The 9,935-nt window shown below is 41.5% G+C and carries 10 protein-coding genes; 4 read left to right on the top strand and 6 right to left on the bottom strand.

Annotated features, from left to right (window positions below; genetic code table 11):
* Nucleotides 1–201 precede the first annotated feature (201 nt).
* Entirely contained in the window at nucleotides 202–546 is a 345-nt protein-coding gene (locus JK188_RS14545; protein ID WP_108477942.1) for a hypothetical protein, read from the top strand.
* A gap of 150 nt (nucleotides 547–696) precedes the next feature.
* On the opposite strand, the gene yeiP is transcribed toward JK188_RS14545, so the two are convergent.
* The 3 genes from yeiP to JK188_RS14530 form a co-directional block, all read right to left on the bottom strand.
* The gene (gene yeiP, locus JK188_RS14540) at nucleotides 697–1,269 is read right to left on the bottom strand and encodes an elongation factor P-like protein YeiP (RefSeq protein ID WP_036953010.1); all 573 of its coding nucleotides are present in this window, start codon (nucleotides 1,267–1,269) and stop codon (nucleotides 697–699) included.
* A gap of 142 nt (nucleotides 1,270–1,411) precedes the next feature.
* The gene (mtr, locus tag JK188_RS14535) at nucleotides 1,412–2,656 is read right to left on the bottom strand and encodes a tryptophan permease (protein WP_211885971.1); all 1,245 of its coding nucleotides are present in this window, start codon (nucleotides 2,654–2,656) and stop codon (nucleotides 1,412–1,414) included.
* Nucleotides 2,657–2,803: 147 nt separating this feature from the next.
* The gene (locus JK188_RS14530; protein ID WP_211885969.1) at nucleotides 2,804–3,244 is read right to left on the bottom strand and encodes a nucleotide triphosphate diphosphatase NUDT15; all 441 of its coding nucleotides are present in this window, start codon (nucleotides 3,242–3,244) and stop codon (nucleotides 2,804–2,806) included.
* Between the two features lie 182 nt (nucleotides 3,245–3,426).
* Here JK188_RS14530 and fruK point away from each other — a divergent pair, with 182 nt between their 5' ends.
* Entirely contained in the window at nucleotides 3,427–4,362 is a 936-nt protein-coding gene (gene fruK, locus JK188_RS14525; protein WP_036953017.1) for a 1-phosphofructokinase, read from the top strand.
* Nucleotides 4,363–4,443: 81 nt separating this feature from the next.
* Here fruK and nfo read toward each other — a convergent pair whose 3' ends face one another.
* Both nfo and JK188_RS14515 read right to left on the bottom strand, forming a co-directional pair.
* Nucleotides 4,444–5,289, bottom strand: coding sequence for a deoxyribonuclease IV (nfo, locus tag JK188_RS14520; RefSeq protein ID WP_211885968.1), 846 nt, complete (start codon nucleotides 5,287–5,289; stop codon nucleotides 4,444–4,446).
* 120 nt (nucleotides 5,290–5,409) lie between these two features.
* Nucleotides 5,410–6,489 (bottom strand): YeiH family protein, encoded by a 1,080-nt coding sequence (locus JK188_RS14515; protein WP_211885965.1) that lies wholly within the window; start codon nucleotides 6,487–6,489, stop codon nucleotides 5,410–5,412.
* Nucleotides 6,490–6,679: 190 nt separating this feature from the next.
* On the opposite strand from JK188_RS14515, the gene yieE reads away from it, so the two are divergent.
* Both yieE and JK188_RS14505 read left to right on the top strand, forming a co-directional pair.
* A complete protein-coding gene (gene yieE, locus JK188_RS14510; protein WP_036953026.1) occupies nucleotides 6,680–7,543 on the top strand; it encodes a DNA-binding transcriptional regulator YeiE in 864 nt (287 codons plus the stop codon).
* Nucleotides 7,544–7,688: 145 nt separating this feature from the next.
* A complete protein-coding gene (locus JK188_RS14505; RefSeq protein ID WP_036953029.1) occupies nucleotides 7,689–9,176 on the top strand; it encodes an amino acid permease in 1,488 nt (495 codons plus the stop codon).
* A gap of 76 nt (nucleotides 9,177–9,252) precedes the next feature.
* Here JK188_RS14505 and JK188_RS14500 read toward each other — a convergent pair whose 3' ends face one another.
* A complete protein-coding gene (locus JK188_RS14500; protein WP_211885964.1) occupies nucleotides 9,253–9,888 on the bottom strand; it encodes a TetR/AcrR family transcriptional regulator in 636 nt (211 codons plus the stop codon).
* Nucleotides 9,889–9,935: the final 47 nt, after the last annotated feature.

Below are 9,935 nucleotides of genomic sequence, written 5' to 3'. Positions count from 1 at the left end.
GTATATAAGTTAAATTTTAAACACTAAAAATCTTACCTCCCTTTGCGGGTTTCTAAAAATAAAAAATGGCGACCATATGTGAAATAACTATTTCCCTACTCAAATTAAGCTTATATCCGAAATTTATTAAACAACGCATCAATTAGATGTAAATAAATTCTAGTAATTGACGATAACTTAATTTTAAGCGGAGAAATTCTTGTGGATCACTCAGTAAAAAAAATAACATTAGCAGTATTTTCTTTAATGGCATTAACATTCGGTATGCACGCTAAAGCCTCTACACATAGCGAAGCAAAACCCGTTGCATCAGGTACTATCCACTTTGTCGGCGCGATTGTCGCATCACCTTGCGTTATCACGAGTATTGAACAGAGTATTGATACAAAATGTTGGAATGATGATGGAGCCGTTAAAACGACGTCAGTAAAGTTTAATAAATTGACTGAAAAAGGAACTGTACTTCCAAATCATAAAGGAACTCAAACATTCAAATGGATTAATAAGGAAAATAAAATAGGGGTTTACACGGTTATTTATGACTAATAACTAAATTGTCATTTTTATATTAATTTTTGAATGTTAAATGGAATGCGTTTCTAGGATGAGTGATGTTTATTTATAATGACGCCTATGGGCGGAATGCCCATAGGTAATGTAAGCTTATTTTCATACTGAGAAAATAGAGCAAAATAATTAATCACAACGCCCCATATAACGGCGTTCAGGAATGTGAATACGGATTTTTTCACCGGTAGTTAAATATTCAGGAACTTGAACTGTTAAGCCAGTCGGCATTGTTGCAGGTTTAGTACGAGCACTTGCAGAAGCGCCTTTAATACCTGGTGTTGTTTCAGCAATCACCATATCGACAGTTTGTGGCAATTCAAGTGCTAGCACTTGCCCATCCATTGTTAAAACCTGCATTCCTGGTAAACCTTCTTCAGGAATAAATAGCAGCTCTTCTTCAATATCAGATTTTTTAAAGATATATGGGGTATAGTCTTCATTGTCCATGAACACATACTCATCACCATCAATATACGAGAAGCTTACCGCACGGCGAGTGAGTGAAATTGTGTCTAAAATATCATCGCCTTTGAAGCGCTCTTCAACTTTTTGGCCGGTTTTGATATCGGTAAAGCGCATTTTATACAGTGTACTTGCGCCACGAGCGCTTGGGGATTGGATATCAATGTCTTTAACCAGCAGTAATTTCCCGTTGTAGTTTATTGCAAAACCACGTTTGATTTCGTTGGCCTTAGCCATAAATAACCTTCTTTGTTATTAGTCAAAAAGAGTTCGACAAAATTACTCGCAGATAAGGGATTAGGCAAGATGTTAACATCAAAAAAATCCCTAGTTTTCACGCTAGGGATCTCTTTTTAACCAATGATTGTCTTTGAATAACTTAATAAACAGGCAATAAACCTAACAGAGACAAAATATGGGCTGCTGCGTTAATCAAACCAAATAAAATGACGAACCCAATCACAAAGCTTCCGCCGGGTGTTCGATAGCTATTATTAGGAAAACGCTTACGGCTTGCTCTTGCCATCATGGCAGGGACAATGACCGCCCAAATAGTGGCTGCAAGTCCTGCAAAACCGATGGCATAAATAAAGCCGTCAGGGAACGCTAAACCTAAAACTGTTGGCGGTAAGAAAGTAATAATGACTGATTTAAATCGCCCTTGATGGCTATCGTTAAATTTAAAGAAGTCAGCGATAAAATCAAATAAGCCGAGGGATACGCCTAAAAACGAGCTAGCTAATGCCATGTAAGAGAACAGCGTTAAAAATTGTGAAATAAAGCTACTCTGTGCGGAAATATTCATTTGATTCAGTAACGCACCAATATTGTTACCATTTTCTCTGATCGCAATAAAGGATGAGCGCGGAATATTACCCTGAATAGCATACTGCCATAAGATATAGATAGTGACGGTAATTCCTGCACCGTAGACTAAGCTCAACATGACACTACGGCTATCTTTATTGTAGTACTTCACTAATCCCGGCACGTTACCGTGATAACCAAAAGAGGTCAGTAAATAAGGCAATGCAGCTAATGCATAAGGTAAATATTCACTGTGGTTATTTTCATATTGGTCGAAGAGAACTAAAGGCGAAGCGGTTGTGACCATGCCACCAATAGACATGACGAACGTGATCACCATCCCACCAATTAAAATCGTACTTAACCTATCAACCGCGCGGGTAGATAACCAAACAAAAAACGCGATAACGACTGCAAAAACAAAGCCTGAGAGTGCTTGTGGAACTTGAACATATTGAGAAATGTTCTCTGTAATAATTGAACTACCTGCCGAAATATAGGCATAGGTCAAAATATATAATACAAACGTAATGGAGAGGGTATTAATGGTATTCCAGCCGGAGCCTAATAAATCTTTTACCATGGTATGAAAACTAGCACCTGCAGGGTAATTCATATTGGCTTCTAAAATCATTAATCCTGATAATAACATACAGATAAATGTGTAGATCAGTAAGACAACTGAACCGGAAAACCAAACACCTGAAGTCACCATCGGAATAGAAAACATACCTGCACCGACTGCGGTACCGGCTATGATCATTGAACCGCCTAAAATAGAGGGGCGCTTTGGTGGTTTTGTTACATCGGCTTCCATGATGACTCCTGAATGATTGTTTCACTGTACTAGCTGAACGATACATTAGGACTGAAATAATGTAAACATCTAAAAGATAATAAAATAAAAAATAATTAATGGTGATTACTATATGCACAAATAGGATAAAATTTGTGCATATGGGGTTTAGTGGTGAGGCTGATAAAAGCGTTTGTTGAGCCATAGCTCAATGGTATTACGGCTAGCTTCAAAATGAGGCTCAGGTAATGGGTCAGTTGGGGAGATCCACAACAGGCTTTCGCATTTATCCGATTCCATGATCTGTGGGGCTTTTTCTCCGTTATATTCCACATGCATGCAGATGGAAACGGTATGTTTTCCTTCTTGTTGGAAGGTTTCGATATTATTGCTGATACCAAATACGGTTGGGGTCTCGATATCAATACCAATCTCTTCTTTTATTTCACGGATTGCACAGGCTTCGAAAGATTCTCCTGGGTCAACATGTCCTCCGAAAATAGACCAGTAAGGCGCATGCTGACTGCTACGTTTACCTAGGAGAATTTGCCCTTGGGCGTTAGTAATCAGTACGCCGACACCAACAACAACATATTGAGGATCCGACATTATTTTTCCTTCTTCTTATTTTTATAAAGGAAAGAATTTTGCCACGTTACTTTAAAATTACAATCAGGAAAAAATACAAATATCACTGAAACTAACAGTTATTAGTGTTATAACTATGCCCTGAAAATCTTGTGATAAGACCGTCTGCACGAAGACAATAATGATAAGGGAGATAAGTGGTTATGACTCGCCGGGTTGCTACAATTACATTAAATCCTGCTTATGACCTTGTGGGGCTATGCCCTTCCATCGAAGTCGGTGAAGTCAATTTAGTTAAGACCGCTAGTCTCAATGCTGGAGGCAAAGGGGTTAATGTAGGAAAAGTCCTGCGTGACCTCGGTATTGATATCACTGTTAGCGGCTTTATGGGTAAGGACAACCAAGAAGAATTCCAACATTTCTTTAGTGAAAATGGCATGGCAAACCGCTTTAGCATGGTGCCAGGTCGTACGCGCATTAATGTTAAGCTCACAGAAAATAACGGTGAGTCGACAGACTTTAATTTCTCTGGTTTTGATGTCAGTAAAGAAGATTGGAACCGTTTTTCCACAGAATCCCTTAATTGGCTTGGTCATTTTGACATGGTGGTGGTAAGCGGAAGTTTACCTAATGGGATTGAACCTGAAGAATTCACACGTTGGATGACTCGTCTGCGTCAATTATGCCCTTGTATTATCTTTGATAGTAGCCGCGAAGCATTAAAAGCGGGTCTGAAAGCATCCCCATGGTTAGTTAAACCTAATCGTCAAGAGTTAGAAACATGGGTAGGGCGCAAATTACCTGATTTAAAAGATGTTATTGCGGCGGCACATGAGCTGCGTGATAAAGGTATTTCTCACGTGGTCATTTCCCTAGGTGAAGAAGGCGCTCTTTGGGTAAATGCTTCAGGATCTTGGCTTGCAAAGCCGCCTCAATGTGAGGTTGTCAGTACGGTAGGTGCTGGGGATTCAATGGTTGCAGGGTTAGCTTACGGCTTATTAAATGGTGAGACTAGCGAGCATACACTCCGTATGGCGACCGCAATTTCTGCGTTATCGGTTTCTCAGCCAGATGTTGGCTTAAAAAATCGTAATAAGCTGGCAGATATGATGGCGAAAATTGAGATGAAATCATTGTAAATATTGTACGATTATTTCATTGAGAAGGCGGCTATAGAAGGCCGCCTTTTTGTTTGCGATGGTTTTTGTCTATTAGCTGTCTTAGCTATTTTGTTGCGATTTTAACCATGCAATCTCTTGTGACCAAATATCGGGATTGATGGTCTCTAAAATCAGCGGGATACCATCAAAACGTGGGTCTTTCATAATATAGCTAAATGGTGCATAGCCAATATTGCCTTCACCTAAGCTATGATGGCGGTCAACACGGCTGGCAAATTCACTTTTCGCATCATTAAGATGCATACCTTTTAAGAATTCAAAGCCCACAATATCAGAAAATTGTTGGAATGTTTTCTCGCAATCTTCTGCTGTGCGCAAGTCATAACCTGCGGCAAAGGCATGGCAAGTATCAATACAAACACCGACACGGCTTTGATCTTTCACGCGTTCGATGATTTTAGCTAGATGCGTAAAATCAAAACCAAGATTTGTCCCTTGTCCTGCAGTATTTTCAATGACGGCGATAACGCCTTCAGTTTCTTCTAAGGCGATATTGATCGATTCTGCAATGCGGGCTAGGCAATCATCAACTTCAATTTGCTTCAGGTGGCTGCCGGGATGGAAGTTCAGCAGGTCAATCCCCAATTGCATGCAACGCTGCATTTCATCAATAAAAGCGACGCGAGATTTCTCTAATGCTTCAAATTCAGGGTGCCCCAAATTAATGAGATAACTGTCGTGGGGTAAAATTTGGTGCTTCCCATAACCGTATTTAGCGCAGTTTTGTTTGAAGCTTTTAATTACTTCGTCGCTAAGGGGGGCTGCTTTCCATTGACGCTGATTCTTGGTAAATAAAGCAAATGCGGTGGCTCCAATTTCATGGGCGCGAATGACTGCTTGGTCTACGCCGCCAGAGGCGCTGACATGTGCTCCAACATATTTCATGATTGACTCCTTTTTTCAGGAGTATGCCATTAATAACTAAAGAAATGAAACCAATAAAAAAGAACCGCTTATAAAAGCGGCTCAAAAAAGGAGACAAACTTAGCGAATAGAAAATGAGGGTTAAAACACCGACTGAATAACAACGTTAATCACGATACCGCCGAAAATTAACCAAGCGAACAAGATAGCAGCCATCAATAAAGGTTTGATCCCCGCTTGTCGAATCGCACTGACATGCGTTGTCAACCCTAATGCCACCATCGCCATCGCTAATAGGATGGTATCTAACGTAATAATTTGTTTAACCAGTTGCTCAGGTAATAAGTTGAATGAGTTAAACGCGGCGACCAAGATAAAAATCACCGCAAACCAAGGGATCGTAATTTTACTTTTTTGGGTGCCTTCTTGCGTGCTGGCCGCATTTTTACGGCTAATAAATGCAGATAAGATAATTAAAAACGGCGCCAGCATCATCACGCGTAACATTTTCGCTATCACAGAAGCATTTTCTGCATCTGGACCAATAGTATGACCTGCGGCAACAACTTGGGCGACTTCATGTACGGTTGAACCGATATAAATCCCGAACGTTTCTTGAGTCGCAGGGATCCAGCCGAAATGCGCATTTAACTGATATAACCATGGGTAGACAAAAATACCAATGGTACCGAAGATCACCACGGTTGAAACGGCAACTGCGACCTTACTTGCGGATGCTTTAACGACCGGCTCGGTTGCCATTACGGCAGCGGCACCACAAATACTGCTACCCGCACCAATTAACATGGTGGTTTCATCATCAAGTTTGAATACTTTTTTACCAAGCCAATAAGCTAAGAAAAAAGTTGAGGTTAATGTGAGCGCATCAATAATCAGTCCTGTGGCTCCCACGTCGGTAATTTGCTGAAAAGTCAGGCGAAAGCCATACAAAATAATACCGGCACGTAAAAAATAGTGCTTAGCGAATTTAATTCCTGCATCGCTACTTGTACTAATCGCAGGGTAAACGGTATTTCCCACACAAATACCAAGAAGAATAGCCAGAGTGAGCGCGCCCAGCCCGATATCCATAAACCATGATTGTTCACCAAGGTATATGGCAATGGCTGTTAAAATTCCCGCTAAAATGATCCCCGGAACAAGTTTTAGAATAGGGAATGAATTATTTTGTGTGATTGCTTTGGTTCCAGTTTTATCCATGACTACACTCTTTATGACGACTTAGATTAAGTTGGAATAAGCATATAACAAAAAATGTAATAATCTAAATTGATTGTTTTTGTATTATTTATCTAAAAAACAGATTAAGAGTTTCTTCTGGTATATTGCTAATAAATGATTAATATTAACAATATTATTACAACTACATAATCATCTTGGAGCTTTCTGTATGCGTATTACACTGAGGCAGCTTGAAGTTTTCACGGAAGTATTAAAAAGTGGCTCCACGACGCAAGCATCGCAATTATTAGCGTTATCGCAGTCCGCAGTGAGCGCTTCACTGACTGACTTGGAAGGGCAATTAGGTGTGCAACTCTTTGACCGTGTAGGTAAACGACTTGTCACTAACGAACATGGGCGCCTACTTTACCCAAAGGCATTAGCGTTATTAGAACAAGCATTTGAAGTCGAGCAACTGTTCAAAAAAGAGATGGGCGCAGTTCGTTTGGCGGCAAGTACCACAATCGGTAACTATATGTTGCCTGAGATTTTAGCCGGGTACCGTCATGATAATCCTGAAATTCCACTGGAATTATTTATCGGAAATACTGAGGAAGTCATTAAAGGCGTGATGGAGTTTCGGGCTGATGTGGGGCTGATTGAAGGGGTTTGCCACAGTCCTGAGCTTATTTCAAAACCGTGGTTAAAAGATGAGTTAGTGGTGTTTTCCGCACCAAGTAACCCATTAGCACAAAAAAAAGTGACTTTAAAAGAGTTAAAAGATGCGCCATGGATCTTGCGTGAAAGAGGTTCTGGTACGCGCGATGTACTAGATCAACTACTCTTTGCTCACCTTCCAGGATTCCATATTTTAATGGAGTTAGGTAATTCTGAAGCGATTAAACATGCGGTACGTTTTGGGATGGGTATCAGCTGTTTATCTCGACGTGTGATTGCGGAGCAATTAGAGAATGGCACGCTGGTGGAGCTTGAAGTGGAAGAGTTACAACTTGAGCGTACGTTATACCTGATTTATCACCGTCAGAAGCATCTTTCTAACGCGATAACGAATCTGCTGGATTATTGTAATTGACGTTTTATTCACTATAACGTGTTTTGCTAATAATTATCGCTGGATTATGAAGGTATCTTATAACAGCAAAGAGTTGCTTAGTTCTGCCGTTTGAGTTTGTTAGAATCCCCCGCGTTATTGACTGAAAATAAAATACAGGGAACAGATGGCAGAACAACATACAACGACATCGATGAGCGGCGGACCAAGATTACGTCGAGAACTAAAAGCTCGCCACCTCGCGATGATCGCAATTGGCGGCTCCATCGGAACCGGTTTATTTGTGGCATCCGGTGCCACAGTAGCACAAGCTGGACCGGGTGGAGCGCTCCTCTCATACGCCATTATTGGTTTAATGGTGTACTTCTTAATGACCAGCTTAGGTGAATTAGCTGCGTACATGCCAGTCTCTGGCTCCTTTGCGACTTATGGCGCAAAATATGTTGATGAAGGCTTTGGCTTCGCATTAGGTTGGAACTACTGGTACAACTGGGCGGTGACTATCGCGGTTGACCTTGTGGCTGCGCAATTAGTGATGACCTACTGGTTCCCAGATACCCCAGGTTGGATCTGGAGTGCTATCTTCTTAGCAATCATTTTCTTACTAAACTACATTTCCGTAAAAGGCTTCGGTGAAGCAGAATATTGGTTCTCGCTAATCAAAGTGACCACGGTGGTTATTTTTATCGTCGTTGGCGTGCTGATGATTTTCGGCATTATGAACGGCGCAGAAAACGCAGGTTGGCATAACTGGGAAATTGGTGATGCACCATTTGCAGGTGGTTTCTCTGCAATGATTGGTGTGGCGATGATCGTAGGGTTCTCATTCCAAGGTACTGAATTAATCGGTATTGCGGCGGGTGAGTCAAAAGATCCAGCGAAAAATATCCCTCGTGCGGTGCGTAAAGTGTTCTGGCGTATTTTGCTGTTTTATATCTTCGCGATTTTAATCATCAGCTTAATTATCCCTTACACTGATCCAAGCTTACTGCGTAACGACGTGAAAGATATTAGCGTAAGTCCATTTACACTAGTATTTGAGAATGCAGGTTTATTATCAGCGGCAGCGGTGATGAACGCCGTTATCTTAACGGCGGTTCTCTCTGCGGGTAACTCCGGGATGTATGCCTCAACGCGTATGCTGTACACCTTAGCTCGTGAAGGTAAAGCGCCGAAAATCTTTGCTCGCCTCTCTAAAGGTGGCGTACCACGTTATGCATTGCTGGCAACCACGGTTGTGGCGGGTCTGTGCTTCTTAAGCTCAATGTTTGGTAACCAAACGGTATATCTGTGGTTATTAAACACGTCAGGTATGACTGGGTTTATCGCGTGGTTAGGGATTGCCATCAGCCATTACCGCTTCAGAAGAGGCTATATTGCGCAAGGTAGAGATCTTAATGACTTGCCATACCGCTCAGGTTTCTTCCCAATCGGGCCAATTTTTGCTTTTATCCTGTGCTTAGTGATTACACTGGGTCAAAACTATCAAGCTTTCTTAGAAGATAAAATTGACTGGGTAGGCGTTACCGCAACCTATATCGGTATTCCTCTATTCTTAGCTATCTGGTTCGGATATAAAATCGTGAAAAAAACCTCGATTATCCGTTATAAAGAGATGAGCTTCCCGTCATATAAAGAGAATTTAGAGAAGTAATTTTCTCTTAAAATTAAGATGTTAATGGGTAATGTTGGTCAGTGAGTTTGCTGACAACATTACCCATTTTTGTTTTCTAAGGGGATGACGTTGATTGGGTGTTTTCTGGTATAACTAGCGTTGCACGCAGCACCATCTCTCCCGCATCAATTAGCGCGGACAACTCCTCTTCTGTTTCGCCCGCTCTCGCTCGTAGCGATACTGAATGCAGTAATGCGATAAGTGTTTTTACCAGTAATCGCGCATTTTCAGGTTCACGTAAGGCCGATTTTTCCTTTTCGATACAAGTGATAAGCATCGTCTCCTGTGCAAGGATAACGTCTTTTAGGAAGGCTTGTACCTGTGGGTCATCGGTTTCGGCTACGGCAGTAGAGAGCACCATACAGCCCGTCTTACCGTCTACTCCGTTATACAAGGAGACAGTAGCACGAAGCCAACGGCTAAGTCGTGCGAACAATGGTTCATTTGGCGATTGGGCTGCAAGTGCTGCTGCGTAATGTGCCTGCGCAATTTCACCAAAGCGTGCCATTGCTAATTCATACAGTCGCGCTTTGTTTCCAAAAGCGGCGTAGAGACTCGGCTTTTTCATCGCGGTGACGTCAACCAAATCTTCAAGTGAAGTCGCGGAATACCCCTTGCGCCAGAATAACGCCATGATGTTATTTAGCGCTTCATGGCTATCATAATTTCGTGGTCTACCTTTTTGTGCCATTTTATTACCATTCAGTACAAAAATAGTTTACTTCATTGTATCTGTCT

Origin of the sequence: Providencia sp. JGM181 (genome assembly GCF_018257375.1) — a bacterium.
Lineage (GTDB): Bacteria > Pseudomonadota > Gammaproteobacteria > Enterobacterales > Enterobacteriaceae > Providencia > Providencia lanzhouensis.
This window is presented reverse-complemented; position numbering and strand designations above follow the sequence as displayed.